General features: G+C 65.0%; 21 protein-coding genes. 10 read left to right on the top strand and 11 right to left on the bottom strand.

What is annotated here, in order from left to right:
- Window positions 1-18 precede the first annotated feature (18 nt).
- From ACO06P_RS21100 to ACO06P_RS21120, 5 genes are all read right to left on the bottom strand, one after another.
- A complete protein-coding gene (locus tag ACO06P_RS21100) occupies window positions 19-2,505 on the bottom strand; it encodes a hypothetical protein (RefSeq protein WP_420347200.1) in 2,487 nt (828 codons plus the stop codon).
- Window positions 2,506-2,745: 240 nt separating this feature from the next.
- Window positions 2,746-3,426, bottom strand: a complete 681-nt coding sequence (locus ACO06P_RS21105) for a bleomycin resistance protein (protein ID WP_420347201.1) — start codon at window positions 3,424-3,426, stop codon at window positions 2,746-2,748.
- Window positions 3,427-3,617: 191 nt separating this feature from the next.
- On the bottom strand, window positions 3,618-4,073 hold the full coding sequence (locus ACO06P_RS21110) for a GFA family protein (protein ID WP_420347202.1): 456 nt from the start codon (window positions 4,071-4,073) through the stop codon (window positions 3,618-3,620).
- Window positions 4,074-4,085: 12 nt separating this feature from the next.
- Complete coding sequence (locus tag ACO06P_RS21115; protein WP_420347203.1) at window positions 4,086-4,502, bottom strand: VOC family protein; 417 nt, start codon at window positions 4,500-4,502, stop codon at window positions 4,086-4,088.
- Window positions 4,503-4,560: 58 nt separating this feature from the next.
- Window positions 4,561-4,941, bottom strand: coding sequence for a VOC family protein (locus ACO06P_RS21120; RefSeq protein WP_420347204.1), 381 nt, complete (start codon window positions 4,939-4,941; stop codon window positions 4,561-4,563).
- Window positions 4,942-5,324: 383 nt separating this feature from the next.
- On the opposite strand from ACO06P_RS21120, the gene ACO06P_RS21125 reads away from it, so the two are divergent.
- The 4 genes from ACO06P_RS21125 to ACO06P_RS21140 all read left to right on the top strand — a co-directional run bounded on the left by ACO06P_RS21125 (window position 5,325) and on the right by ACO06P_RS21140 (window position 12,015).
- Entirely contained in the window at window positions 5,325-6,146 is an 822-nt protein-coding gene (locus ACO06P_RS21125; RefSeq protein WP_420347205.1) for an ImuA family protein, read from the top strand.
- A gap of 37 nt (window positions 6,147-6,183) precedes the next feature.
- Window positions 6,184-7,818 (top strand): Y-family DNA polymerase, encoded by a 1,635-nt coding sequence (locus ACO06P_RS21130; RefSeq protein WP_421938149.1) that lies wholly within the window; start codon window positions 6,184-6,186, stop codon window positions 7,816-7,818.
- A gap of 286 nt (window positions 7,819-8,104) precedes the next feature.
- Window positions 8,105-8,476 (top strand): endonuclease domain-containing protein, encoded by a 372-nt coding sequence (locus ACO06P_RS21135; RefSeq protein WP_420347206.1) that lies wholly within the window; start codon window positions 8,105-8,107, stop codon window positions 8,474-8,476.
- Window positions 8,477-8,685: 209 nt separating this feature from the next.
- A complete protein-coding gene (locus ACO06P_RS21140; RefSeq protein WP_420347207.1) occupies window positions 8,686-12,015 on the top strand; it encodes an error-prone DNA polymerase in 3,330 nt (1,109 codons plus the stop codon).
- 311 nt (window positions 12,016-12,326) lie between these two features.
- Here ACO06P_RS21140 and ACO06P_RS21145 read toward each other — a convergent pair whose 3' ends face one another.
- Window positions 12,327-12,815 (bottom strand): PAS domain-containing protein, encoded by a 489-nt coding sequence (locus ACO06P_RS21145; RefSeq protein ID WP_420347208.1) that lies wholly within the window; start codon window positions 12,813-12,815, stop codon window positions 12,327-12,329.
- A gap of 290 nt (window positions 12,816-13,105) precedes the next feature.
- Here ACO06P_RS21145 and ACO06P_RS21150 point away from each other — a divergent pair, with 290 nt between their 5' ends.
- Window positions 13,106-13,966, top strand: a complete 861-nt coding sequence (locus ACO06P_RS21150) for a DUF6675 family protein (protein ID WP_420347209.1) — start codon at window positions 13,106-13,108, stop codon at window positions 13,964-13,966.
- Between the two features lie 216 nt (window positions 13,967-14,182).
- Window positions 14,183-14,839, top strand: a complete 657-nt coding sequence (locus tag ACO06P_RS21155; RefSeq protein WP_420347210.1) for a peptidoglycan-binding protein — start codon at window positions 14,183-14,185, stop codon at window positions 14,837-14,839.
- A gap of 529 nt (window positions 14,840-15,368) precedes the next feature.
- Here the strand turns inward: ACO06P_RS21155 and ACO06P_RS21160 are convergent.
- The gene (locus ACO06P_RS21160) at window positions 15,369-15,713 is read right to left on the bottom strand and encodes a helix-turn-helix domain-containing protein (RefSeq protein ID WP_420347211.1); all 345 of its coding nucleotides are present in this window, start codon (window positions 15,711-15,713) and stop codon (window positions 15,369-15,371) included.
- Between the two features lie 290 nt (window positions 15,714-16,003).
- On the opposite strand from ACO06P_RS21160, the gene ACO06P_RS21165 reads away from it, so the two are divergent.
- A complete protein-coding gene (locus ACO06P_RS21165) occupies window positions 16,004-16,198 on the top strand; it encodes a helix-turn-helix domain-containing protein (protein ID WP_421938150.1) in 195 nt (64 codons plus the stop codon).
- A gap of 27 nt (window positions 16,199-16,225) precedes the next feature.
- Here ACO06P_RS21165 and ACO06P_RS21170 read toward each other — a convergent pair whose 3' ends face one another.
- Complete coding sequence (locus tag ACO06P_RS21170; protein WP_420347213.1) at window positions 16,226-16,855, bottom strand: hypothetical protein; 630 nt, start codon at window positions 16,853-16,855, stop codon at window positions 16,226-16,228.
- Between the two features lie 7 nt (window positions 16,856-16,862).
- Complete coding sequence (locus tag ACO06P_RS21175) at window positions 16,863-17,864, bottom strand: hypothetical protein (RefSeq protein ID WP_420347214.1); 1,002 nt, start codon at window positions 17,862-17,864, stop codon at window positions 16,863-16,865.
- Between the two features lie 321 nt (window positions 17,865-18,185).
- Between ACO06P_RS21175 and ACO06P_RS21180 the strand changes: the two genes are divergently transcribed.
- Window positions 18,186-19,166 (top strand): DUF3883 domain-containing protein, encoded by a 981-nt coding sequence (locus ACO06P_RS21180; protein ID WP_420347215.1) that lies wholly within the window; start codon window positions 18,186-18,188, stop codon window positions 19,164-19,166.
- A gap of 116 nt (window positions 19,167-19,282) precedes the next feature.
- Entirely contained in the window at window positions 19,283-22,474 is a 3,192-nt protein-coding gene (gene putA / locus ACO06P_RS21185; protein WP_420347216.1) for a bifunctional proline dehydrogenase/L-glutamate gamma-semialdehyde dehydrogenase PutA, read from the top strand.
- 18 nt (window positions 22,475-22,492) lie between these two features.
- Here the strand turns inward: putA and ACO06P_RS21190 are convergent, their stop codons facing one another.
- On the bottom strand, window positions 22,493-23,593 hold the full coding sequence (locus ACO06P_RS21190; RefSeq protein WP_420347217.1) for a TRAP transporter substrate-binding protein: 1,101 nt from the start codon (window positions 23,591-23,593) through the stop codon (window positions 22,493-22,495).
- Window positions 23,594-23,733: 140 nt separating this feature from the next.
- Here ACO06P_RS21190 and ACO06P_RS21195 point away from each other — a divergent pair, with 140 nt between their 5' ends.
- Entirely contained in the window at window positions 23,734-24,615 is an 882-nt protein-coding gene (locus ACO06P_RS21195; RefSeq protein WP_420347218.1) for a LysR family transcriptional regulator, read from the top strand.
- Between the two features lie 33 nt (window positions 24,616-24,648).
- Here the strand turns inward: ACO06P_RS21195 and ACO06P_RS21200 are convergent, their stop codons facing one another.
- Complete coding sequence (locus ACO06P_RS21200) at window positions 24,649-25,719, bottom strand: Glu/Leu/Phe/Val dehydrogenase dimerization domain-containing protein (protein WP_420347219.1); 1,071 nt, start codon at window positions 25,717-25,719, stop codon at window positions 24,649-24,651.
- Between the last annotated feature and the right edge of the window lie 140 nt (window positions 25,720-25,859).

Below are 25,859 nucleotides of genomic sequence, written 5' to 3' on the forward strand. Positions count from 1 at the left end.
CGTAGCTTCTTCTGCACGCTAACTGTTCTTTTTAGCAGCTTTCTTTTTGGCAGCATTCCGCTTTTTCCAAATTGCTGCTCGCCAATCGTAGTACGATGGTAGGTCCAAGTATATCTGCTGGGTTGACTCCGCTAGACGATGAAGGTTTTTGGTTTGGTGGTAATCGGCGAAGTTCGAATATGGCTCTCCCAGTTCAGTCCAAGTGCGTTTAAGGCTGAAGTCCATGTGTAGCTCAAGACTGGTTAGCAAGACGAGATGATTTGTTGGTTGCCCTTCGCCGTTAGATCTGCGGCACCACTTTGCAAACTTCGTTAGGATTCTTTTTTCCGACGCATTGAATTGATCGCGCAGAACCGATACCACCAAAACCGCATTTGGAACTCTCTCTCCAATCGCCCGCAGTTTCTCTATATCGTCAGGCTTTATGAGGTCACCCTGGCCAACGGACTTTGCTTCTCCAAACACTAGTTGTGGTGGGACTCCCCAATCTATTTTTTCGTCTCTCCATAGCGCAATAAAATCGGATTCCACACTGGCGTCACCAATCACGAGGTTCATGGCGGTTGAGAATGTCATTTCGCTATGTGAGCCAGCAAACTCCTTGAGGAACTTGAGCGTCAGGAGTGCGCTGTAGGCACCGCGACCGAAATCTGGAACTGAGAAGGGGCCTAAGACTCTATAAGACCAGTTACGGACTTTCTGGTGAGGCCCAGTTTGAGGGAACTCATACTCGTTCAAGCATCTATCGCAGGTTATGCTGTAGTCGACCGCAGTGAGACTGTGCCAGTTTTTTGCTAGGCATTGTGGGCAAGTTGTCTCTAGGCCCAAACGGATAACGTTTCTCTTTGTGAATTCGTTCAAATCGATAGGCAAGCGTTTTTGGTTACTATTACGTTTTGATATGAGGTCTTCCCACGTCTTAACCGGTGCGCTACGGAGTTCGAACGTCTCTTCGACCTCGTCAACTTTATTGCTCTTTCTACGCACTCCGCCGGCCATCTTGTTGAGCAGGATCAGAGTGTCCTGGTCAGCAAGGAGTTGCACCCCCCTTAATCCTCCTAGGTGCTCAATCATTTGTCGTGCAACATGACCTGGATCAGACAGCTTGGCGTCGATTTCAAGCTTCGCTAGCGATCCGATGATTGCGTCTTCCTTTGTGAGCAGAGTGACCGTTTGGTTCCAGTTCTTGTGGTCCTGCGCGAACACCCAGCCTTCGCTGCCAACTGTTACTTGATTTAGACCCCAGCTTAACCGAGGCCATTTCCTGTCGAACAGGTTGAAAGGCAAAACGCTCGCGAAGTCTCGCAATCCAAATCTGTCTACGTTTACTACGTTCATCCAACGAGCTTTGGAATGCGAGAAACGTGATGCGAACTCTGGAGATAGAGCTTGAAAGCTGATGGTTAGTTCGTTCCCTTCGTTGATCGTGAGGCGGTTTTGCTGCTCACCGGCAATGACTTCCATTCGTCTATCTTGATGCACCATGTCATTTGTATGCTGTTTCCAGATTGGTGTTCTCCAGTCTTTGACAACTAGAGCGCCTTTCTGAAGACCCCTTGAGAGATGATCCGTGATTTGTTTTCTTCTCTGATCGTCAATTGTACGAGCAAATTCGACCGTAGCGTGGTGCATAGCATCAGACGGCTTTCCCTTTATTGGTCGGTGCTCGGCTTCTAGAAATGACCTTATGTCGCCGGCTAGGCTGTCGAACCATTCGATCGGTACTGGTAGTATTGGATTTGGTTCCAAACGAAGGTTCCAGCAGTCGATTAGATCTGTTGGCTTTTGTGGGTCGAAGATAAAAACCACAGGGTCATGATACCAATACCGTGTCCGCTCCAGTTTGTACTGAGTTAGCCCCAGAGGCGTTAAGGCGTTTCGTTTGAACACTTCAAGCCAGCTTTTCGGATCAGGCTTCATCTCTCTGGGGGCGAATACATCCTTGTATCCTTTCGCGATGTAGCCCGTGCTTGACTGCTTTGGGTATGCTCCGAAGACTGCTTCGACAAGGCAGTTGCTTGGATCAGTCTTTACTTGGATGGAGGGTTTTTCGTCTCTGAGCTTGAATTTTCGCTCAGATTGATAAATGTGTCGGAAGACATCAGTGATTCCGAGTCCGTATTGTGGCTCGGACCATTTGCGATCTTTGTCTGGCTGTAGGAATGCTTTTAGAGATACCACGTTCTCAGTTACTGTGTGTTTGGTGCGGATTGCGCTAAGTCCCGCTCTCTCCAGAAGCCCCTGCTCAGATTCCACATAGACGTCCGGTTCGTAGAAACTGATGTAGCCCTTGGTAATGGCGAGACCTGACATTTGCTCATAGGGGTGTTCTGGTCTCCACTCCTCTGGTGAGATCCGGAACACAGGGATGATCGGATTGAATACTCCTCCCCAGAGGCAAGTGCAGGCTTGCATGATCTTGCGGATCGATGCTGTGTCCGTCGGCCGTACAAGGAATCCAATGCGGGTCGGGCGCAGTTTTATTGATGCTGAGACTTCGTTCATTTAGGGCATATGGCTTTGTTGTGAACTATGAAGGTTTATCGCTTTTTGAGTGTTAGTGATACCTTTAGTAGAAGTGCCCAATAGATGTGGCGTGTTTTATCGTTGGTTAAAGATCACCACTGTTGATGGATAGCTGATCTCCCCAACCTCGACTCTCTGCCTAGATCGAGGGGCCGATATGGCACCTGCTCTGTGCGCAAAGGGCCGGGGAACCATCACCGGAACCCGGCGCAAGGCGGACTAGCCCGCACCGCCCGCGAAGCAGATCAGGTTGCCGTCCGGGTCCTGCACGATGAAGGTGCGGGCGCCCCATGGCTCGGTTTTCAGGGTCTGGTGAAAGGGGACCTCTGCTTCCCGGAACTCCAGGAAGAGCGGCTTGGCATCGTCGAGCGTCAGCGTCGCGGAAAGGGCGTCGCGCTCCCGGGTCCGGAACCCGCTGTCGAACACCGGCCCGCCGACCTTCCGCAGGTTCAGGCGTGCTCCATCGCGATGGACCTGGGCGTAGAACGGCGGGTCGCCGTAGGAGACCCCGGTCCTGAACCCGAGCTTTTCGCCATAGAACCGGCAGGCACGCTCCATGTCGGAGACGAAGAGCTGCGGTTCGGCCGCCAGGATCGTCGGCCTGCGGGCAGGGGAGGCTGCGGATGCCGTCATTGTTGCGATGCCTTTCATGAGCGCCGGCCAGGTCTCGAAACCGTGCTTTCTGGCGACAAGCTCCTGCGCGTCGCTGAGCCTGAAAGCGGCGCACAGCACCTCCCTGTCGGACAGGCCCCGGTACCGGGCCAGGAAGCGGCTGATCTGCGCCGCGACAGGGACGTACCCTTCACGGTGCCACCGCAGGTACAGCTTGGCCTGCTTTCTGAGGTTTTCGATGTTCGGCATGGGCGCGTTTCTTGATGGGACTCCGGCGTAGGCGGGCAATGCCCCTCCGGCCCGCAGGCCGATGCGCCCTACAGCAACGGGTCAGAGGCTAGGGAGGTTCAAACCCGGCGTCAAGGAACCGGGGGCGTCAAGGGACCGGGGCGTCAAGGATTGGGGGGGCGTCAAGGATTGGGGGTGCCGGGACGCCGCTGTTCAATCGAACGCCGCCGCGGCGCTGGAGCAGATCCGCGCTAGTCCTGCGCTGCCCCCGGCTGCCCGCCTTGTGTCGGCGCGATACCGGGGTCGGATGAGTGGGCGACGTCCTCTCCGAGGACCTCTGTCCAGCAGTGTTTCCTGTGCTCGTAGACGGAAAAGTTGGGCCTGGGGAAATCCGGATCGGCGAAAGCGCCGACGGGAATGGCGGTTACACCCGGCCATCCCTCGATGACATAGGCCAGTGTCGATCCGCAAACGGGGCAGAATCTGTATGTCGCGCGGTGACCGCTGTCGGCAACGCGTTCCCAAACGACCGATTCGCCGGAAATCGTCACCTTTTCATCCGGCCAACGGGCTTGCGCGGCAAAAGCACTGCCGCTGCGCTTCTGGCATTCGAGACAGTGGCAGACGGACACACGGACCGGTTCGCCTTCACAGACCGCAGTGAGTTGCCCGCATCTGCATGTCGCTTTCCGTCGTGTCATATCCATGCCGTCCCATAGTCAGCGGCCCCGAACGCCCTCCGCCGGGTTCACAGAGAAGATCGCGATCTTGTTGCCCAGGGGGTCGCGGAGATATCCGACATAGAAGCGATCGCCGTATTGGGCCCGGAAGCCGGGAGCGCCCTCGTCGGAGCCGCCCGCCTGAAGACCAGCGGCGTGAAGGGTGCGGACCATCTCGTGCGTCTCGGCTTGGAAGGCCGTCATGGAGCCGTTGCCGACGGTCGCCTCCTTCCCGTCGTATGGCTTCGCCACGTATACCGCGGCGGGGCCGGGGGACCGGCCGGGCCGGTCCGGAAAGGTGAATTCAATACCTTCCGGCACTTCCTCTTTCCTGTAGCCCAGCGGGGTCAGGATGGCCGTGTAGAAACGCCCCGAGAGCGCGGTATCGTTGGCACCAACCCTGATGTAGCTCAGCATGCAGCCGCTCCTGTCTGCAACGTGCCCCCCGAAGGCTCGAAGTGCGCCGGGTCGGGCGTCAGGAAATCCTGTTGCTGACTTCGACGAGGTTGGCGTCGGGATCGCGGAAATAGACCGACATCAGCTTCCCGACCGCGCCGGCTTTCTCCGCGGGCCCCTCGACGATCTCCACGTCATGCGTGCGAAGCCGGGCGATCACCTCTTCCATCGGCATCTCGGTCAGGACGCAGAAATTGCCGCTGCCCGGCACCGTCCTCTCGGCGAGTTGGGGCAGGCTGTCCGCATCCTGGACGCTGATCTTGTTCGATCCGAAATGAAGCGACCACTTGCCGGCCCGTTCCTCGCGCGCCTCCAGACCCAGGACACGCTGATAGAATTCAAGCGTCGCCTCCACGCTGCGCACGCAAAGCACGATGTGGTCGAAGCCGTAGATATTCATCCCCGGGTTATACCCGAGCGGCTGCATTTCGGCAAAACGCCTGGGGGTACGAGGCGCAAGGCCGCCATCGGGACAGATGCCCACTCAATCCGGCCGCTTCCGCCCCCCAACCTTGACTCTCTGCCTAGGGCGATGTAGAACAAAACAAGAACAAATACCACCGTAATCTCTAGGTTGAGGGGCCGGATATGGCACCTGCTCTGCGCGCAAAAGGCCGGGAGGCTGGGGCGCCGGAACCGCTCGGGGTCTCCCGGTTTCCGGGGCGCTCCGGGGTTTCTGGACTCTCGGGGGCTTCCGGGCTCTCCGGGACACCAGCGACTCCGGGGCTCCGGCATGGTTCGGCGGCCGGCGCGCGGGCCGGGCTTACGGCGCTGCGGGCGCGGGTGCGGCAGATCGAAGAGGGGCCGGGCGGTGTTTCGGGCCGGGCGCGGCCGGTGCTGCCCCTCGGCCTTGCCGCCCTGGACGACGCCTTGCCCGGCGGCGGGCTGCCGCTGGGGGCGCTGCACGAGATCGAGGGCGAGCGCGCCGAGTGGGACGACGGGGTGACGCTGGGATTCTGCCTCGCCCTGCTGGCGCGCCACCAGGCCCGCTTCCCCGGCGCCGGGGACATCCTCTGGGTCTCGCGCTGGGGCGATCTCTATCCGCCGGCGCTGGCCGCCCGCGGGCTCGACCCCGGCCGCCTGGTGCTGGTGCGCGCCCGCAACGAGGCCGACCTCTTCTGGGCGATGGAGGAGGGGCTGCGCTGCCGCCGCCTCGCCGCCGTGGTGGGGGAGGTCGAGGGCCTCGACCGCCTCGCCGGGCGGCGCCTGCAACTGGCCGCCGAAGAGTCTTTGAAGAATGGGGCGGGCGGCGTCACCGCCTTCGCCCTGCACCGCCGCTTCCGGCCGCGCCGGCGCGGGCGCGAGGCCAGCGCCGCCCTCAGCCGCTGGCGCGTGACGGCGGCACAGTCGCACGACGAGACAGATACGGCATTCATTGGCCGCCCGCGCTGGCGGCTGGACCTCCTGCGCTGCCGCGGCGCGGCGCCGGGATCATGGCAGGTGGAGTGGAACGATGCGGCGTGTGGTTTCTCTCTGGCTCCCGCGCTTTGCGACCGACCGCTGGCAAAGGGCCCGCCGGCAAAGACTCAGCCGGCAGTGGGGCGCGAGCCTCGAAAGGCCGAGTCTCGGACAGCCGGGCTTCTCGCCTTCCGGCAGGCCGGCTGACGAGTCCTCCGGTGAAGATCAGCGCCCGCTGGCGCTGGTGACGGCGGAGCGCGGACAACTCGGCCTCGCGGCGGTGAACGCGGCGGCGCAGGCCGGCGGCCTTACCCCCGGCCTGCCCCTGGCCGAGGCCCGCGCCCTGCTGCCCGGTCTCGTCACCGCACCCCACGAGCCCGAGGCCGACGCCCGCGCCATCGCGCGCCTCGCCGCCTGGTGCGGCCGCTACAGCCCCTGGACCGCGCCCTGCTCCACCGCGGAGGGGGAGGGGCGCGGGCCCGGCGGCGGCGCCGGCATCCTGCTCGACGTTTCCGGCTGCTGCCACCTCTTCGGCGGCGAGGCGACCCTGCTGGAGGACCTGCAGGCGCGGCTCGCCGCCTTCGGCTATGCGGCCCGCGTGGCCATGGCCGACACCATCGGCGCCGCCTGGGCCATGGCGCGCTTCGCCGCTTCCCCCGCGCACCCCTGCGTTGTCGTCATGCCGGGCAGCCAGCGCGCCGCCATCGCCGCCCTGCCGCCGGGGGCCCTGCGCCTGCCGGACTCCGTCGTCGAGGTGATGGACCGCCTGGGCCTGCGGCGCATCGAGGATCTCTATCCCCTGACATCGGCCGTCATGACGCCGCGCTTCGGGCCGCTGGCGGCGCGCCGCCTCGCCCAGGCCCTGGGGCAGGAGGCCGAGGCGCTGTCGCCGCGCCGGCCGCCGCCGGCCCATCTGGTGCGCCAGATCTTCGCCGAGCCCATCAGCGATGCCGAAGACATCGCCCGCAGCCTCGATGCGCTGCTGCCGCGGCTCTGCCGCGAGCTGGCGCTGGCTGGGCGCGGGGCGCGGCGCCTCGACCTCACCGCCTACCGCTGCGACGGCAGCCTGCAGAGCCTCTCCCTCGGCACCAGCCGGGCGAGCCGCGAGGCCAGACACCTGCGCCGCCTCTTCACCGAGCGCCTGGCCGAAATCGACCCCGGCTTCGGCATTGAGGTGATGACCCTGGCCGCCGGCCGCAGCGACCCCCTGGGCGCGCGCCAGATGAGCCTGCCGGTCGCGCCTCAAGCGGGGGCCCCTCGAACGGAACCGCAGAGGGAAGCGGGCGCGCCGAAGGAGTCTGCAAAAGCCGGGTCTTCAAAAACAGAGGCGCCCGCTGCGCCGCCGCCTGTGCCCTCCGGGAGTGCCCCCGCCGCTGCACCCGACGGCGCGCCCGACGGTGCTGAAGACCTGCCCGACCTCGTCGACCGCCTCGGCAGCCGCCTCGGCCTCGCCGCCGTGCGCCGACCGCAGCCCCGCGAAAGCCACCTGCCGGAACGCGCCTTCGCCCTCGCCGCCGTCGAGGAGACGGTCTCAGAGAAGAGGGGTCCGGAAAAGACAGCCCCGCAAGACGATGAAGGCTGGACCAGGACTCCCAAGGCGGCGCTGCGCCCCCTGCGCCTGCTGCCGCGCCCGGAGCCGGTGCAGGTGGTCGCCCTGCTGCCCGACCATCCGCCGGCCCAGTTCCGCTGGCGCCGCGTGCTGCACGAGGTGGTGCGCGCCGAGGGGCCGGAGCGCCTGCTGGGCGAGTGGTGGCAGATCGATCCCAAGCTGGGCGACGAGCCGCCGCGCGACTACTTCCGCGTCGAGGACCGCGACGGCCGCCGCTACTGGCTCTACCGCAGCGCCGGCGACTGGTTCCTGCACGGATTGTTCGGGTGAGGGCGGTGGAGTTTGGAGAGCAGGAGCAGAGAAGAGTCATGAAGACCATACATCGGGCGGTGGCGGCAGCCCCCCACCCCATCCCTCCCCCACAAGGGGGGAGGGGGACCGTTGTAGGGGAGGAGGGCGATTGCTTTCGGAGAGGGGAAATTGTCGGGCCTGCTTTGGCCCGTTCGTCTCCTTGGAGAGAAGAAGAAAGAGTGAGCCTGCACAGAAACCCCCTCCCCCTTGATGGGGGAGGGATGGGGAGGGGGTGACCCTCGTTCTTTCAGGAAGAGCTTGATCGATGGCCTCGAAGAACGCGCGCGCTCTGCGAAGACAGATGACCGATGCGGAACGGACGCTCTGGGCGGCGCTGCGGCGGCGCCAGATCGACGGTCTGCGCTTCCGCCGCCAGGTTCCGCTCGGGCGCTTCATCGTCGACTTCGCCTGTTACGACGCCCGCCTGGTGATCGAGCTCGACGGCGGCCAGCACGCCGGTCGCCAGCAGGAGGATACGGTACGCATGCAGTGGCTTGAGGCGCGCGGCTTTCGCGTCCTGCGCTTCTGGAACAGCGAGATCGGGGAGAATCTGGAAGCTGTGCTGGAGGCCATTCGAGATGCGGCCGGTTCTGACAGGGATGCGGCGCGGCGGGAGCGGGGGAGCCCTCATGGCTGATCTTGCGCTGTGGCGCCAGACCCCCCACCCCAACCCTCCCCCACAAGGGGGGAGGGGGAACACAAAGACTGCCTCAGCCGCTCGTCTTTTTACAGAGAGGAAGGAAGGATGAGCCTGCTCCAAAACCCCCTCCCCCTTGATGGGGGAGGGATGGGGTGGGGGTGAGACCCCGTGTGAGGGTAAAAGCCGGAAACGATGACGCGGAGACCATGACCCAGCCTTCTCCGCTCTACGTCCCGCTGGAGGTGACCAGCAACTATTCCTTCCTGCGTTCCGGCTCCCATCCGGAGGAGCTGGTGCTGGGGGCGGCGGCGCTGGGGCTGCCGGCGCTGGCGATCACCGACCGCAATTCCCTGGCCGGGGCGGTGCGCGCCCATGCGGCGGCGCGGGAGGTGGGTCTTCCGCTTCTGGTCGGCGCGCGGCTCATTCCGGAAGCCCCTGAGGAAGCAGAGGGGCCGGAGAAAGAGCCCGACGTACTCTGCTTCCCGCGCGACCGCGCCGCCTACGGACGGCTCTGCCGCCTGCTCACCCTGGGCAAGCGGCGGGCCGAGAAGGGTGGCTGCCGTTTCTCCTTCGAAGAGATGATCGCTCACGGCGCAGGCCAGGTCTTCGTCGTGTTGCCGCCCGAGGACGGCGCAGTGGAGGCCGTCGCGGCGCGCCTGCGCGCCCTTGCCGACACCTTCCCGGGCGATGTGTTCCTGGGCGCCCGCGCCCTCTACGGCGGCCGCGATGCGAGGCGGCTGCAGGCCTTGGCGGCGCTGGCGCGGGAGGCCGGCGTGCCGCTGGCCGCCTGCAACGACGTCTGCCTGCACGCGCCCGAGCGCAAGCCCCTGCTCGACGTGGTGACCTGCATCCGCGAGCACTGCACCATCGACGAGGCCGGGTATCGCCTGCAGGCCAATGCCGAGCGCCATCTGAAGACGCCTGCGGAGATGGCCCATCTCTTCCGCCACACACCCGAAGCGCTGGCCAACACCCTGGCGATCGCCCGGCGCTGCCGCTTCTCCCTCGACGAACTGCGCCACGACTACCCGGAGGAGCTGACCCGCGAGGGCCGCACGCCGCAGCAGGAACTGGAACACCTGACATGGATCGGCGCGCAAGGACGTTATCCCAAGGAGCGTTATCCGGAAGGCATACCGCCCGAGGTCGAGAAGGCCGTCCGCCACGAACTGAACCTCATCGCCCAGCTTGACTACGCGCCCTACTTCCTCACCGTGGAGGACGTGGTGCGCTTCGCCCGCTCCCAGGACATCCTCTGCCAGGGCCGCGGCTCGGCGGCCAACTCCGCGGTCTGTTTCTGCCTGGGCATCACCGAGGTGGACCCGGCGCGCATGGACCTGCTGTTCGAGCGTTTCGTTTCCGCCGAGCGCCGCGAGCCGCCTGACATCGACGTCGACTTCGAGCACGAGCGCCGCGAAGAGGTGATGCAGTACATCTACGCGAAGTACGGGCGGGAGCGCACGGCGCTGACCGCCACGGTGATCTGCTACCGCTCACGCGGGGCGATGCGCGAGGTGGGCAAGGTGATGGGGCTTTCCGCCGACACCATCGCCGCCCTGGCCGGCGCCATCTGGGGCTGGAGCCAGGAGGGAGTGGAGGACAAGGCGGTGCGCGAACTGGGCCTCGACCCCACGGACCGCCGTCTCGGCCAGGCGCTGGCGCTGGTGCACGAGCTGATCGGTTTTCCCCGCCACCTCTCCCAGCACGTCGGCGGCTTCGTCATGACCCAGACGCCCCTCTCGGAGGTGGTGCCCATCGAGAACGCGGCCATGGAGGACCGCACGGTGATCGAGTGGGACAAGGACGACCTCGACGTGCTCGGCATCCTCAAGGTCGACATCCTGGCGCTTGGCATGCTGACCTGCCTGCGCAAGGGCTTCGCCATGATCAAACAGCACTACGGGCCGGACTTCACCCTCGCCTCCGTGCCCGCCGAGGACCCGGAAGTCTACGGCATGCTCTCGCGCGCCGACACCATCGGCGTCTTCCAGGTGGAAAGCCGCGCCCAGATGTCCATGCTGCCGCGCCTCAGGCCCGCCAAGTTCTACGACCTGGTGATCGAGGTGGCGATCGTGCGCCCCGGGCCGATCCAGGGCGACATGGTGCATCCCTACCTGCGCCGCCGCCAGGGTCTGGAGCCGGTGGACTATCCTTCCGAAGAGCTGCGCCGCGTCCTGGAGAAGACCATGGGCGTGCCGCTGTTCCAGGAGCAGGCCATGCAGATCGCCATCGTCGCCGCCGGTTTCGAGCCGGCCGAGGCCGACCGCCTGCGCCGCGCCATGGCCACCTTCCGGCGCGTCGGCACCATCCACACCTTCCGCCGCAAGTTCATCGACGGCATGGCGGCGCGCGGCTACGACCCGGCCTTCGCCGAGCGCTGCTTCAAGCAGATCGAAGGCTTCGGCACCTACGGCTTTCCCGAAAGCCACGCCGCCAGTTTCGCGCTGCTGGTCTACGTCTCCGCCTGGATGAAGCACTACTATCCCGCGGTCTTCGCCGCGGCACTGCTGAACAGCCAGCCCATGGGCTTTTACGCCCCGGCGCAGATCGTCCGCGACGCCCGCGAGCACGGGGTGGAGATCCGCGCGCCGGATGTGAACGCCAGCGACTGGGACTGCAGCCTGGAGCCGGCCGCGGATGGAGACGGCTTCGCCCTGCGTCTGGGCCTGCGGCAGGTGAAGGGCCTGGGGGAGGAGGAGGCGCAGGCGATCATGGACAACCGGGGGGCCGGTTACGCCGAGCCCCTGGCGCTCTGGCGCCGTGCCGCCTTGAGGCCTCTCACGTTGGAGGCGCTGGCCCGCGCCGACGCCTACCGCTCCATGGGGCTGGCGCGGCGCGAGGCGCTCTGGGCGGTGAAACGCCTGCCGGGGGAGCGCAAGCGCGCCGAACAGTTGCCGCTCTTTGCTTTTCAAGAAGAAGAAAAAGATGCATCGGAGGAACTTGGGCAGGAGCCCGCCGTCACCCTGCCGGAGATGGCGCTGAGCGAGCATGTGGTGGACGACTACCGCGCCCTGCGCCTCTCCCTGAAGGCCCATCCCCTGGCCTTCCTGCGCGAGCGCCTGGCGGCCGAGGGCATGGTGGAGACGATGCAGTTGTCCGAGCTGCCGGTCGACAGGCAGGTGAAGATCGCCGGGCTGGTGCTGGTGCGCCAGCGCCCGGGCAGCGCCAAGGGGGTGATCTTCGCGACCCTGGAGGACGAGACCGGCACCGCCAACGCCATCGTCTGGCCCGACGTCTTCGAGCGTCACCGCTCCATCATCCTCAAGGCCGGCATGCTGGGCGTGCGCGGCCGGCTGCAGCGCGAGGGCCTGGTGATCCACGTGGTCGCCGAGGAACTCATCGACCTTACCCCCTGGCTGCTGGAGCTGAAGCCGGACGTGGGTTCAAAGACCGACGACGGTCTGGAACCCGCGCACGCCCACGCCGACGAGGTCAAGCGCCCGACCCGCGACCACCGCCCGGCCAATTACGAGACATCGACCGCAAGGCATCCGCGCAACGTGAACCCCATGCCCAAGTCCCGGGATTTTCATTGAGGGAAGGGCTCATGGAGTCGGCGATGCGCGATCAAATCGCTATCCCCTCGTTCTTATCCCTCTCCCCTGGTGGGAGAGGGAGGGGCCCGCGTAAGCGGGAGGGTGAGGGGGCGGAGGTGCTGCTTCGCATTTGTCGGGCCCCGGGAGTTCGGTTGCCGTCACTGCGGTTCCCCCTCACCCAGCTTCGCCTAAGCACGGTCTTCGACCTTGCTAAGGCTCCGCAACCCTCTCCCACCGGGGGAGAGGGAACAGAAACCAGGGGAGAGGGATTGTCATTTGGGGAGCGGCTCTCAGCGCCGTCCACCCGATCCCTAGCGCTCCATCTCCATCACCGGGTCTTCCGGGTAGAGGGTCATGTTCAGCAGGATGTCGACGTCGCGGCCGTTGCCGGCGAGCGGCAGGGTGAGGGACTCGACATCGCCCTCGCTTCCTCCACTCGGCGGGGTGGCGTGGCTCTTGCGGTAGGCCGGGGTGCCGTCGAGCGCGCAGGCGCGGTGATAGGCTGCGGCGTCGCTGTTCCAGTAATCGGGATAGACGGCATCCAGCCACTGGCCGGTGGCGTCGCGCTCGGTGAACTTCACGATCGCCGTGCCCACCAGGCGAAAGCGGAAGCGCAGGGGCTCGCGGGTCACGTCCACCATCCAGATGTTGGGCAGCAGATCGGGCACGTCGACGGGGTCGAAGTGTTGGCGCCCGGGAAGCCCTGCCTCCGGGTGGATGGACCGCCAGTAGTCGTGCAGCGCCCGGATTTTGGGGGCGCAGCCAGGCGGCAGACTGAAGTCCTGCGGTGCTGCCGTCATGCCGAAAGCCATAGCATTGCTTAGCTTAACAATGCCTATGGCATTGGGCGCTTCTGGGGCGATAAAGAGGCAAAACCCTGACCTGGGGTAGCATTCCGGCGGCCGATGTGACTGTGGATAGGTGGTCCGGGATCACGGGTTCGTGACCCTCTTACTCCGGTGTGCAATCGATTTGAGGCAAAGGCCGGAGACCATCGCATGCGGACGGCCTTGACGGCGCCGCCGCGGCGCCAATTTGCAAGACGATGCCAATCTGCAAGACGATGCCACTCTGCAAAACAACGACGGGCTTGCGCGTTCTCCCTGCGATCCACCTGCTGATCCTCCTTCTCGTCCTGCCGTTTCCGGCGGCGGCTGTGGTGCCTGCGCAACACAACCCGATCCAGAACAGCGTAGCGTCTGCGGCGGCGCAAACATCACCCCGGGCGCCCTGCCCGGCGGGGACGACGCCCGTTCCCGCCTACGCGCCCGCCGGGGCGCCGCCGGCGGTGGCGGTCTGGCAGGACGTCACCCTGCCGGACACCGAACCCGGGGAGCGGTTCTGCGGCGCCGATCTCACCGGCCCGCTGACCACCGTCGCGGCCCTGGCCGGCCGCTTCCGTCACGCCGGCAGCGTCGACGATCTCGCGGCACGCTTCGGCGCGGTCTCCGAGACCGTGGGGATGCTCTACTGGTCGACGACCGATCAGGACTGGCGGGTGCTGGTGGAGGAGGCGACGGCGCTGGACGGGGCCGCAGGGCAGGGCCGGGAAGACACTCAACCCCATGCAGAGACGCCCAGGCCCGACTTCACGGCGGCGGAGGTCCGCTCCGGCCGGGCGCTCACCTTCGCCCAGAACGACACCCGCTCCAGCGGCGCCAACCTCTACCGCCTGCGCGCGCTGGCGGCGGGGCCGGACCGGCTGGTGGTGGAGATCGTGAACCTGGAGGCCATCCGCTTCACCCTGCTGACGGTCTTCGAGCCCCGCGGCCTCGTCTCCCTGCATGTGCTGGAACGCCTGGACGGCGACCTCTGGGGCGCCTACAGCCTGGCGGCGGTGCGCGAGGGTTCGGTCTCGGGCCGGCCAAAGTCGCTGGTGAACCGGGCCGCCGCCTTCCACCGCTTCCTGCTCGGCCGGCCCGGCGACGACGCCCCGCCGCTCGCCCCCTGAGCACTCCCTAACACCGCCCCCAACCATACACCGGCCCCCATACACCGAATGAATACCCCGTGAGGGGCAATGGTGGCGCGCCCGCCGATGGGCTTTAATGGCGCCTGTCCTGCGGGCCGCCGGAAGGCACGGGCCGCCAGGGCCGGGAAGCATGGCGCCTGGGGATGGCGCCGAGGAATTGCGCCGAGGGATGGAAAAGTGAAGGAGGGAGAGCCCATGCGTGCGATCTGGATGCCCAGGGACGGAGTGTCCGCTCTGGGGCCGCTTCTAGGGAGTCTTGTTCTGACGGCCCTGCTTGCCGCGGTCGTGCTTTTAGGCGGCCCGCTTGTCGGGGCGGGTCCGGCCAAGGCGGCCGACCGCAACGGCGAGTTCTCCTCGCGCGGGCTCGGCATCTTCACCTGCCAGACCTACCTGGAAGACAGGGCCGGCAACACCGAGACCTATCTCTTCTACCGCAGCTGGCTGAACGGCTATCTCTCGGCCTACAACCAGTTCCGGCCGGAGACCTTCGACATCTCCGCCGGCGCGCCCATCGAGCAGCTGGCCGACGCGATGGCGCAGATCTGCGAGGCCGAGCCGCAGCGCCCCTTCTGGGCGGCGGCCTCCCGCCTGACCCGCCTGCTGGACGACCGCCGCCAGACGGTGAAGCCGGAGCTGGTGAACCTCACCGCCGGCGACAACGCGGTGACCGTCAGCAAGGAGCAGGTGCGCCGCGTGCAGCAGGCGCTGAAGGACCGCGGCTATCAGGTCGGCGTGGTCGACGGCCTCTACGGCGGCAACACCCGCCGCGCGCTGGAGGCCTACCAGCAAAGCGAGGCCCTCCCCGTCACCGGCCTGCCCGACGCCGCCACCGTGGCGAAGCTGCTGCAGTAAGCAGGACCGTCGCGCGCCGTCGTTCCCTCTCCCAAACTTCTTGTTTCGAAGGGGGAGAGGAACAAGACGGCGGGGCGAAGCCTCCTGTGTTCCCCCTCCCCCTTGATGGGGGAGGGATGGGGTGGGGGTGAACGCCTTGTGGGGGTGACCCCCGGTCGAGGAAGAGCACTGCTCGCCGCCACCGCAGTTCCCCCTCACCCAGCTCCGGCTAAGCTCGCTGCGCTCGCCAAGCCTGCGCAACCCTCTCCCGCTTCTTGAGTAGAGATTGGGGGAGAGGGTTCGAAAAGTGGGGAGAGGGACAAGACGGTGGGAAGAGGGACAAGACATGGGGCGAGCCCTCCCTTGTTCCCCCTCCCCCTTTGATGGGGGAGGGATGGGGTGGGGGTGACCCCGGTCAAGCAGGAGCATCGGTGGAGGGACCCTGTCGCTCGGCGCCCTTCATTGTTTCCCTCGCCCCGGTGGGGAGAGGGAGGGGCCCGCGCCCCGATAAAGAAAGTGGGCGGGAGGGTGAGGGGGCCCTGTTCCCCCCTCACGTCCTGAAGGTTTCGGCCCCGGTCAGCCGCGCGCCGGGCCCGCTGGGCTCCCGACCTTCCGGTCTTTCGGCGATCCCCGCCCCATCAACCCCCACCGCGTCAATCAGCGCGACCCCCGCCCGCTCCAGGGTCAGGCGCAGCAGCCGGGCGGTGGCGTCCCTCAGGCTGCTGCGGCCGCGTTCGAAGTTGCGGATGGTGACGCTGCTGACCGCGCTGCGGGCGGCGAGTTCCGCCTGGCTCCACCACAACAGGGCGCGCGCCGCCCGGCACTGCGCGGGGGTGAGGATCGGCGCCGGGGTTCCGCCCGAACCCGGATCGATGTCAGGCGGCGCCCCGCTCATGCCGCCCCCCACGCCTTCGCGCCAGGGCCGCCGCCGTGAAGGCGCGGCGAATCCGTGATAGGGATGAAAACAGCCATGACCTGACTCCAGTAAAGTCGGGTTGCGGTCAGGCGCGGGGCGGGTGCGCCAACACCCCCTCGCGCCGCTGGGTCTCCGGCGGCCATTGCGCCCGGAGGTAGAATCAAGATATCAAAGTTATATAGACTTAATAGTCTCGAATCAATCCCTAAGGGATCATTTTATTATCTATGGGGCTATCAACGGCTCAACAGCTTCGTGGCGCGCGGGCCATGCTCGCTTGGTCACAACGGGAATTGGCGGAGCGCAGCGGACTTTCGGTGCCCACCATCAAGCGCCTTGAGTCCGGCAACGGTCTCCTCGCCATCCGGCTGACAACCCTCAAGAAACTCCAGTCCACGCTTGAGGCGGCCGGCATCCGCTTCATCCCCGAAAACGGCGGCGGCCCAGGAGTTCGTATTGGGTAGCCTGGACACTAGTGCTAGGTCTTGCTGTCAGGTCTCGTCTTTTGCTGCATGTGCGATGCTAAGAAGCACTATTTGATAGATGTTCCAGATGATTGACTTGAGCTTAAGGACCAATACCGCGAACCAGCCACCAATAAGGACAAACAGTCCTTGTTTGATTGCATGTAAGATTTCAGGGAACTGACTCGCCAAACAGTTGCCTACTGCTGATAACGGTCCGCCCCTATCACCGAGAAGTAAAATCACCAGAGTGAGGGCCAGAAACGATAGATAGTGGGAGAAAACGTTTAGGAAAGTGAAGAAAGCATACTTCAACAGCGATAGGCCAGAGCGTGGGTGTGTCTCCTTCGCAAGAGCGACAAACAGTTCTGGCTTTGTGATAGTGGCAAAGATTGTGAACCCGGCTAGAAGGAATCCAAGAATTGTTACTGCAAAGCCGAAGCCCAGAGATGCCCATGAGCGGATCGTATCTGTGTAATTGAATGATGAAGCTGTAGAGGTTCCATCTTGGCTTCTGTCCCAGAAAACGAACCCAATTAGAAGTGCAAATGCTACGATAGTGACCCACATGTTGAATCGAGCATCTTTGAACCCCGGTGACCGCCAAAAGACGGCCCAAAGGCTCTTTTCATCAAACAGATCAGATTTCCAGTCCAAAACTGCATCAGTCTCCGAATAGATCCCTTAGCCGCCTAAGGACTGTGTCAGCATTTGCGGAGCTAGCATCAAGGGTGATCGTTTTGCTTTGGACGAGACGTTTGAATTTCTCGTAGATCAGTTTGATGCGCTTTGATCGATCAACTGGAAGCGTCTCGATTGGCACCGAGTACCTGAAGCTCTCGTTGTTACCCCTTAAAATGTTTCCCTGACGATCTTTGCCATCAAGCTTAACTGTTTGGTTACCCGCTGCCGCAGCGTCGTGTATCTCTTTTGAGGCTTCATCAGCTTGCAGCCCCTTTGGGTTGCGATGAACAATCTTGGTTTTCTCAGCTCCAATTGCGTGGTTCTTGTCTCTCAGTTGCTGCCACCATTCTCCACCCTGGATTTCTTGATTTGGCCGCAACAGAGTGAGTTCAACCAACCTCAGCGTTTTGTATTGGTGAAGAAAATCATCGATGCTTGATCGCGACGCAAGGGGTACAACGACGAGAGATGGTTTAGGGTGCTCCTCTCGCAGTGCCTTCTTGGAGATCTTTTCAGCAGTCGCTTTTCCAGCCTGGTAGAGTTCATCTATGTACTTTTTATGCTTCGCTCGCAGAAAGCTTCCGATTGTTGAGGAGAATGCTTTGACGTCGGGTGCATGAGGTGTCTCTGGAAGGTATAGAAGTTTGTGATTGTTTAGTATCAATACAAAAAATGCGGAAGGTGACGATTGGATCTCTGCTTCGTCTTGACGCAGCCCTTTGCCTTCCTCAAAAATTTGAGTTCTTCGAAGTGAAGTGTCTTTAACAAATTGCCCCGCAATCGCTAAGACTAGTTGTTTTTTCTGCTCTAATATCTCCAATTTGCTGTTCAAGAGAAAGTATTCTGTTGTTTCACCATAAGTGCGCACCATGGTGTCGTCTGTGAACGCTGGTAAAACAATCTCTTCCAAGTAATCCAGCATTTCTCCCGATTCACCGAACCTGCAGATGAAGTTCGCAAATGAGAGGCGATGGTCTGCCATTGTGCTCACTCAGTATTCTGATTGGCCATGAATTCTACTGAGGGTAGTATAGATAAAGCAGTGCTGCGCGCAAGACTATCTCATCCTATGGATTCCAACTGGAGCCCGTGGGTCTAGTGGATAGGGGCACTTCGGAGGTTGGCGCAGCTACCGTGGCCCAACACCTGACCTGACGAGTTTCGCTTCTGACTTTTGAGGTCCGGTGTTTCAAGATTTTGTGCGCTACGAGTGAATGAAGGCACACAACATCATCACGCGGCTACCATAAAGACAGGCTCTGTCCGCTATTACGTGAGAGCGACTATTTGAGGGGGTCTTGAGATGCCTTTGGTCCTTGTACAGAACGAACGCACGGCAATCGAAGCGCATGAGCGTTGGAAGGACATCACGGGCGAGCAGTATCACATTCCGAACCAGTACAAGAACCGCATGGTGCGGGGTACGCCATTTGTCTACTACCGAGGTACACGGCGGGCGAATGGGCGACGTGGTACGCCGGAGTATTTCGGTTGTGGAGTGATCGGTCAGGTTTGGCGCGACCCTTCAGTTCCGGAGAGCGAACCAAAGCGAAGCTGGGCGTGGTTTTGTCAGATTGAGAACTATGTACCGTTCAGGACTCCCGTGCCTGCGAAAATCCGTGGTGAGCACATCGAGTGGATTCCGCGAAACTTTTGGGGCGTAGCAGTTCGAGAACTGTCCGAACCTGCCTACCGTCATATCCTCCGCTTGGCCGGTCTTTCGAGGCTTGCCAAATCCAGGCGTGTGACCAAAGCGATTTTGCCTCCCATTCGTGATGTAAGAACTTCGAGAGAGGTGGTGCGTCCATCACTCCTTTTGCCCCAAAAACGTTCTAAGGATGCCAAGGCGAATTCTGGAGGACCGTCAAGACGATACTCCAGAAATGCGAAGCTCATTGGAGACAGGGCGGAAGAGGTTGTGTTCCGTCACCTCTCCGATCGTATGGAGGATCTCAATGCTACAGAGGTCCGTTGGGTCGCGAATGAGGGTGAGACACCTGGCTGGGATATCGAATACACCGACGCCAATGGCCAAACGATAGCGGTCGAAGTTAAAGGCACCAACGCAGCCGCGTTCACGAGCATTGAGTTGACCGGCGGCGAGTGGGGCGCTGCCCAAAGGCTGGGAAAGCGCTATCGCCTTTTTCTTGTGGCTGACTGCTTGAGTACAAATCCACAAATCGAAGAGGTTCGCAACCCAGCAGCACTTGCCGACAAAGGAGCTTTGGAGTTGACACCTATTCGGTGGAGGGTGGTCCGACCTGCAAAGGCAAACGCCCGCTGATAGGTGCTTGGTGCCCACTTCCCTTGACCCCGCACCCAAACGGCGGGACAGTCGAGTGCCGGGCTTGAGTTCCCGGCATCTCCAAGGCCAACAACAAACGCCCGAAAGCCCGCGCCATGGAACGTCCTGCCGTCGTTGTCGATAACGGTCATCCCGCCCCGCAAACCGAGACCCTGCGCCGGCGGCTCCGCGAACACCTGAGGACCGACGAGGCCGCCGTGGTGAAGGCGCTGCTGGACGCCGCAGCCATGCCTCACGACGCGCAGGACCGCATCGCCGAGCAGGCGCGGGGGCTGGTGGCGGCGGTGCGCGGGGCGCGGATCGGCCAGGGCGGGCTGGATGCCTTCCTCCACGAGTTCGAACTCTCCAGCAAGGAGGGGGTGGTGCTCATGTGCCTGGCCGAGGCGCTGCTGCGCGTGCCGGATGCCGCCACCGTCGACAAGCTGATCAAGGACAAGATCGCCGAGGCCGACTGGCAGGGCCACCTGGGCCAGAGCGAATCCCTCTTCGTCAACGCCTCCACCTGGGCGCTGATGCTGACGGGCCGGGTCGTGAAGCTGGACGAGCACGACGCCCGCGACCTCGGCGGCACCCTGCGCCGCCTGGTGCAGAAGTCCGGCGAGCCGGTGATCCGCAGCGCCGTCACCCAGGCCATGCGCATCCTCGGGCGCCAGTTCGTCATGGGCCGCAGCATCGAAGAGGCGCTGGAGCGCGCCCGCGCCCAGGAGAAGAAGGGCTACCGCTACTCCTACGACATGCTCGGCGAGGCGGCCTACACCATGGCCGATGCCGGGCGCTACTTCCGCGCCTATGCCGAGGCCATCGGCGCCATCGGCAAGGCCGCCGAGGGGAGAGGGCCCATCGACGCGCCGGGCATCTCCATCAAGCTCTCCGCCCTGCATCCGCGCTACGCCTTTGCCCAGCGCGAACGGGCGCTGCGCGAACTGGTGCCGCAGCTGAAGGCGCTGGCCCTCGACGCCAAGGCCGCCGACGTCGGCCTGACGGTGGACGCGGAGGAGTCGGAGCGCCTCGACCTCTCCCTCGACATCATCGAGGCGGTCTCCGGCGATCCGGATCTCGCCGGCTGGGACGGCTTCGGCCTGGCGGTGCAGGCCTATCAGAAGCGCGGCCTGCCGCTGCTCGACTGGCTGGCCGACATGGCGCGGCGCCACAACCGGCGGCTCATGGTGCGCCTGGTCAAGGGCGCCTACTGGGACAGCGAGGTGAAGCACGCCCAGGAGCTGGGCCACGAAGGCTATCCGGTCTTCACCCGCAAGGCCTCCACCGATCTCTCCTACCTCGCCTGCGCCAAGCGCCTGCTGGCGGAGCCGGAGGCCTTCTATCCGCAGTTCGCCACCCACAACGCCCACTCCCTGGCCTGGGTGCTGGAGGCGGCGGGCAACAGGCAGGACTACGAGTTCCAACGCCTCCACGGCATGGGCGAGGCGCTCTACGACCAGGTGGTCGGGCCTGACAAGCTGAACCGGCCCTGCCGCATCTACGCGCCGGTGGGCAGCCACGAGGACCTGCTGGCCTATCTCGTGCGCCGGCTGCTGGAAAACGGCGCCAACTCCTCCTTCGTCAACCGCATCCAGGACGAGAAGCTGCCGGTGGACGCCATCGTCGCCGACCCGGCGGCGAAGCTGCGCGCCGCCGCCCAGATTCCGCACCCGAGCATTCCGCTGCCGGCCGACCTCTTCGGGGAGGAACGCGCGGCGGCGGCGGGCATCGACCTCGACGATCCCCTGGCCGTGGCGGCCCTGCAGCGGGACATGGACACCGCGGCGGAGGAATCGTGGCGCGCCGGGCCGCTGGTCGGCGGCGTCGAGCAGAGGACAGGGCAGAGGGCAGGGGAGCGCCGCCCCGTTACAAACCCGGCGGACCGCGGCGAGACGGTGGGTGAGATCGCCTGGACCACGGCGGAGCAGGCCGAACAGGCGCTCGCCCGCGCCCAGCGCGCCGCCTTTGCCTGGAACGCCACCCCGGCGGCGGAGCGCGCCGCCTGCCTGGCGCGGGCCGCCGACATGATGGAAGCGGCGATGCCGCGGCTGATGGCCTTCTGCCGGCGCGAGGCGGGCAAGACCCTGCCCGACGGCGTGGCGGAGGTGCGCGAGGCTGTCGACTTCCTGCGCTACTACGGCGCCCGCGCCGCGGCGGAGTTCTCCCGGCCCCTGGCGCTGCCCGGGCCGACGGGGGAGCGCAACGAGATCTCCCTGCAGGGGCGCGGCGTCTTCCTCTGCATCTCCCCCTGGAACTTCCCGCTGGCGATCTTCACCGGCCAGGTCTCGGCGGCGCTGGCCGCCGGCAACGCGGTGATCGCCAAGCCGGCGGAACAGACCGGCCTTGTCGCGGCTGAAGCCGTGCGCATCCTGCACCGCGCCGGGGTGCCCGGCGACGTGCTGCACCTGCTGCCCGGCGACGGCCCGACGGTGGCAGCCCCCCTGGTGAGCGATCCGCGCATCGCCGGGGTCGCCTTCACCGGCTCCACCGAGACGGCGCGCATCATCAACCAGGCGCTGGCGGCCCGCGAAGGGGCCATCGTGCCGCTGATCGCCGAGACCGGCGGGCAGAACGCCATGCTGGTGGACTCCACCGCCCTGCCGGAACAGGTGACCGAGGACGTTCTGACCTCGGCCTTCCAGTCGGCGGGCCAGCGCTGCTCGGCCCTGCGCGTCCTCTTCCTGCAGGAGGACGTGGCCGACAGGATGCTGACCATGCTGACCGGCGCCATGGAGGAACTGGTGGTGGGCGACCCCGGCCTGCTCTCCACCGACGTCGGCCCGGTGATCGACGAGGAGGCCAAGGCGGTGCTGGAGGCCCACAAGGCCCGCATGGCCAGGGAGGCCCGGACGATTTACGAGGTCGCGATGCCGGCGGAAGCGGGGAAGGGCTGCTTCGTAACCCCCGCCGCCTACGAGATCGACGACATCGCCGTGCTGGAGCGGGAAGTCTTCGGGCCCATCCTCCACGTCGTGCGCTACCGCGCCGACCGCCTCGACCGGGTGCTCGACGCCATCGCCGGGACCGGCTACGGCCTGACCCTGGGCGTGCACAGCCGCATCGACGCGACGGTGGAGCAGATCACCCGGCGCCTGCCGGTGGGTAACGCCTACGTGAACCGCAACATCATCGGCGCCGTGGTCGGCGTGCAGCCCTTCGGCGGCCAGGGCCTCTCGGGCACCGGCCCCAAGGCCGGCGGCCCGCGCTACCTGCACCGCTTCGCCACCGAGAAGACCCTTTCCGTGGACACCACGGCGGCCGGCGGCAACGCCTCCCTCATGTCCCTGCAGGAGGGGCTGTCGCGCTAAGGCCGCCGGCGAACCGCGTCAGACATAGCGGAAGGGCAGCTGCCGGGCCGCCATGAAGGGGGCTTCGGTGAGGCCGCTCCAGGCCATGATGCTGCGCCGGGCGGCCAGGAAGTGGTCGAAGATGCGCCGCTGTTCCGGCACGGCTTCCTCGCGGGTCTCGCGCAGGACCGCGCCGGTGATCTCGCCAAGGGCGGTCAGCACGTCGTCGGGCAGCGTCTGCAGGGTCACGCCGTCCTGCTCCACCAGTTCGCTCAGGGCGCGGGCGTTGCTGGCATGGACATCGGCGAGGTTTGCCGCCTGTTCCGCCTGGGCGGCAACGGCGACGACCTGCTGCAGCGAAGGCGGCAGGTCGTCCCAGAGCGCCTTGTTGACGATCAGTTCGATCGAGCCGCTGGTCTGGTGGAAGGACGGGAACACGTAAACCGGCAGGAAGCGATGCAGGTTGAACGCCTTGTCGACCGCCGGCCCGACCAGTTCGAACGCGTCGATTTCGCCGCGCTCCACCGCCGGGCCGATGTCCGAACCGGGCAGCACCACCGGGGCCGCGCCGAGGCGCTGCATGATCGTCTCGGTGATGCCGGTGGTGCGGTAGCGCAGGCCCTGCAAGTCGTCCAGGCCGCCGATCGGTTCGGCGAACCAGCCGAAGGCCTGGGGGCCGACGCTGCCGCAGAGCAGCGGCTTGACCCCCAGGTCGGCGTAGAGGCCGTCCCACAGCGCCTGGCCGCCGTAGTTCTGCAGCCAGACCGCACGCTCGAATTCGGTCATGCCCAGGGGGACGAAGGTGAAGACGTCGAAGGCCCAGCCGCCCTCGCGCCAGTCGTAGGAAAGGCTGCGCGCCATCGCCACCTCGCCGCCGCGCACCCGGTCCAGGGTGTCCTTGTAGTCGCCCAGCGCGTCCGGCGGCAGGACCGTGATGCGCAGCTGCCCGTCGCTCATCGCCGCGATGCGGCGGGCGAGCCGTTCGGCGGCGACATACTGGTCGGGAAAGCTGGCCGGCCAGCGCGACACCATGCGCCATTCGCGAAGACCCTTGGCGATGGCCGGGGCGGGAAAGCCCGCCGCGGCGGCTCCGAGAGTTCCACCGGCACCGGCGGCGGCGAGAAAGCTCCTGCGTTTCATGGACTGCTGCTCCTTCAGGGTTTTGAGTCGTTGAAGCGCGCGTAGCCGCGGTTCGCCGACTGGATCGCTTTCAGATCGCAGCGGCCTTTGATAGATTCCAATAGAACTGAAATCGCTCATGATAATTGAGAGTGATCACAATGGATCTTCGCGCCCTGCAGTCTTTCGTCGTCTTGAGCGAGACGCTGAACTTCCATGCGGCGGCGGAGCGCCTGCATGTGACGCAGCCGGCCCTCACCACGCGCGTGCAGAGGCTGGAGCGGGATTTGGGTCTGCTGCTCTTCGAACGCTCGCGGCGCGCCGTTGCGCTGACGCCGGAGGGCGCGCGGCTGCTGCCGCAGGTCCGGCGGTTGCTGCGGGAGGCGGCGGAGACCGAGAAGCTGGCCCGGGCGATTGCCGCCGGCGCGACCGGATCCCTGCGCATCGGCTATACGCCGGTCTCGTTCTTCAGTTATCCGCCCGACCTGATTCGCGCGTTCAGCCGCCGCCACCCGGAGGTTGGCCTGCAGCTCTTCGAGATGCTGTCCCACGATGTAGAGGAGGCCCTGCTGCGGCGTGACCTCGACCTCGGCTTCCTGCATCCGCCGCTGGTCAATCCCGGGCTGACGTCACAGCGGCTCCGCGCGGAGCCCTTCATTGCCGTGCTGCCGAAAGACCATGCACTGGCGGCGCGCAAACGGCTGCGCCTTGCGGATCTGGCATTGGAGGACTTCATCATGGTGCGGCGGGAGATCGGGCCGGCGATTTACGACCAGATGATTGCCCATTGCCGCGATGCCGGATTCGCTCCGCGCATTCGCGAGGAGGCGAGCACCTCGCTCTCTGTCGTCGCCCTGGTCTCAGCGGGATTAGGGGTCGGTCTGGTGATCGAGCCCATGGCGCGGCTGCGCCGTCCGGGCGTCTGCTATCGCCCGCTTGCCGGGGCGAGGCCCAGCCTGCCCTTTGCGCTGGCGCGCAGGGCCGGGCCGGCCAGCGGACTGGTGGGCCGTTTCCAGGCGCTGGTCAGAGACCGCCGTGCCTGAGGGCTCTGTCCGGGCCGGTGCTTCGGCCGGGCGTCAGGCCGCGGCGGAGCGGTCGGGTCTGGCTTTCGCAGCAGTACGGCGGAAGCGCTCCTCCGCGAGACGGTCGGCTGCTTCGGAGGTGGCGAGACCGGCGGCGTCGGCACGCCGGAAGATCTCCGCCAGGGTGTCCCTGATCTCGGCCACGTGGGCGAAAGCCTTGGCTTCGTCGTAGCCGGGTCCCTCGTGGCTGATGATGATGATGCCGCCGGCGTTCAGCACGTAGTCCGGCGCGTAGAGGATGCCGCGCTGTCGCAACGCCTCTCCGTGACGGGCCTCGGCCAGCTGGTTGTTCGCAGAGCCGGCGACGATCTTGGCCTGGAGCAGCGGCAGGGTCTCGTCGTTGATCACGGCGCCCAGCGCACAGGGGGCGAAGATCTCCGCCTCGGCCGCGGTAATCGCTTCCGGCGCGACGACCTCGGCACCGAACTCCTTGACCGCGCGGTCGAGGGAGTCCTGCGCGATATCGGCAACGATCAGATTCGCGCCTTCCTCGGCCAGATAGCGGCAGAGGTAATAGCCGACATGGCCGACGCCCTGCACCGCGACGCGCAGGCCGCGCAGGCTGTCGCGGCCCAGCTTATGCGCGGCCGCAGCCTTCATGCCCATGAAGACACCGTACGCGGTCGCCGGGGAGGGGTCGCCCACGCCACCTTTCGTGGCGCCGCCGACATACTGGGTTTCCTCGCCCATCAGATCGACATCGGCGACCGAGATGCCGACGTCCTCGGCGATGGTGTAGCGGCCGCCGAGGCTGGCGACGAAGCGCCCCATGGCGCGGAACAGGGCTTCGGACTTGTCCTTGCGCGGATCGCCGATGATCACCGACTTGCCGCCGCCCATGGCGAGGCCGGCCAGAGCCGACTTGTAGGTCATGCCGCGCGAGAGCCTCAGCGCGTCGGTCAGCGCTTCGGCGTCGCTGGCGTAGGGCCACATTCTGCAGCCGCCCAGCGCCGGGCCGCGGTTGGTGTTGTGGACGGCGATGATCGCCTTCAGACCGCTGTCGGCGTCGTGACAGAAGACGACCTGCTCGTGGCCATCGAATTCGTGATGCTCGAAAACAGACATGAAAACCCCTATTCGCTGTGGCCGCGTCGGGCGCATCACCTGAGGCGGTGATTGTTTGTCTTGCCTCAAATGTCAGGGGTCAGGCTTAAGTATTCAATAAGAACAAAGTGGTCCAAGCAAAATAGACCGATCCTGATAGA

Origin of the sequence: Pelagibius sp. (assembly GCF_965227505.1) — a bacterium.
GTDB lineage: Bacteria > Pseudomonadota > Alphaproteobacteria > Kiloniellales > Kiloniellaceae > Pelagibius.

Coding starts and splice junctions, on each gene's coding strand:
- ACO06P_RS21110 (WP_420347202.1), bottom strand. CDS start 4,073: ATGGATATGACACGACGGAAAGCGACATGCAGATGCGGGCAACTCACT.
- ACO06P_RS21190 (WP_420347217.1), bottom strand. CDS start 23,593: ATGAAACGCAGGAGCTTTCTCGCCGCCGCCGGTGCCGGTGGAACTCTC.
- ACO06P_RS21165 (WP_421938150.1), top strand. CDS start 16,004: ATGCTCGCTTGGTCACAACGGGAATTGGCGGAGCGCAGCGGACTTTCG.
- ACO06P_RS21155 (WP_420347210.1), top strand. CDS start 14,183: ATGCGTGCGATCTGGATGCCCAGGGACGGAGTGTCCGCTCTGGGGCCG.
- ACO06P_RS21145 (WP_420347208.1), bottom strand. CDS start 12,815: ATGACGGCAGCACCGCAGGACTTCAGTCTGCCGCCTGGCTGCGCCCCC.
- ACO06P_RS21200 (WP_420347219.1), bottom strand. CDS start 25,719: ATGTCTGTTTTCGAGCATCACGAATTCGATGGCCACGAGCAGGTCGTC.
- ACO06P_RS21180 (WP_420347215.1), top strand. CDS start 18,186: ATGCCTTTGGTCCTTGTACAGAACGAACGCACGGCAATCGAAGCGCAT.
- ACO06P_RS21195 (WP_420347218.1), top strand. CDS start 23,734: ATGGATCTTCGCGCCCTGCAGTCTTTCGTCGTCTTGAGCGAGACGCTG.
- ACO06P_RS21115 (WP_420347203.1), bottom strand. CDS start 4,502: ATGCTGAGCTACATCAGGGTTGGTGCCAACGATACCGCGCTCTCGGGG.
- ACO06P_RS21140 (WP_420347207.1), top strand. CDS start 8,686: ATGACCCAGCCTTCTCCGCTCTACGTCCCGCTGGAGGTGACCAGCAAC.
- putA (WP_420347216.1), top strand. CDS start 19,283: ATGGAACGTCCTGCCGTCGTTGTCGATAACGGTCATCCCGCCCCGCAA.
- ACO06P_RS21135 (WP_420347206.1), top strand. CDS start 8,105: ATGGCCTCGAAGAACGCGCGCGCTCTGCGAAGACAGATGACCGATGCG.
- ACO06P_RS21120 (WP_420347204.1), bottom strand. CDS start 4,941: ATGAATATCTACGGCTTCGACCACATCGTGCTTTGCGTGCGCAGCGTG.
- ACO06P_RS21100 (WP_420347200.1), bottom strand. CDS start 2,505: ATGAACGAAGTCTCAGCATCAATAAAACTGCGCCCGACCCGCATTGGA.
- ACO06P_RS21160 (WP_420347211.1), bottom strand. CDS start 15,713: ATGAGCGGGGCGCCGCCTGACATCGATCCGGGTTCGGGCGGAACCCCG.
- ACO06P_RS21175 (WP_420347214.1), bottom strand. CDS start 17,864: ATGGCAGACCATCGCCTCTCATTTGCGAACTTCATCTGCAGGTTCGGT.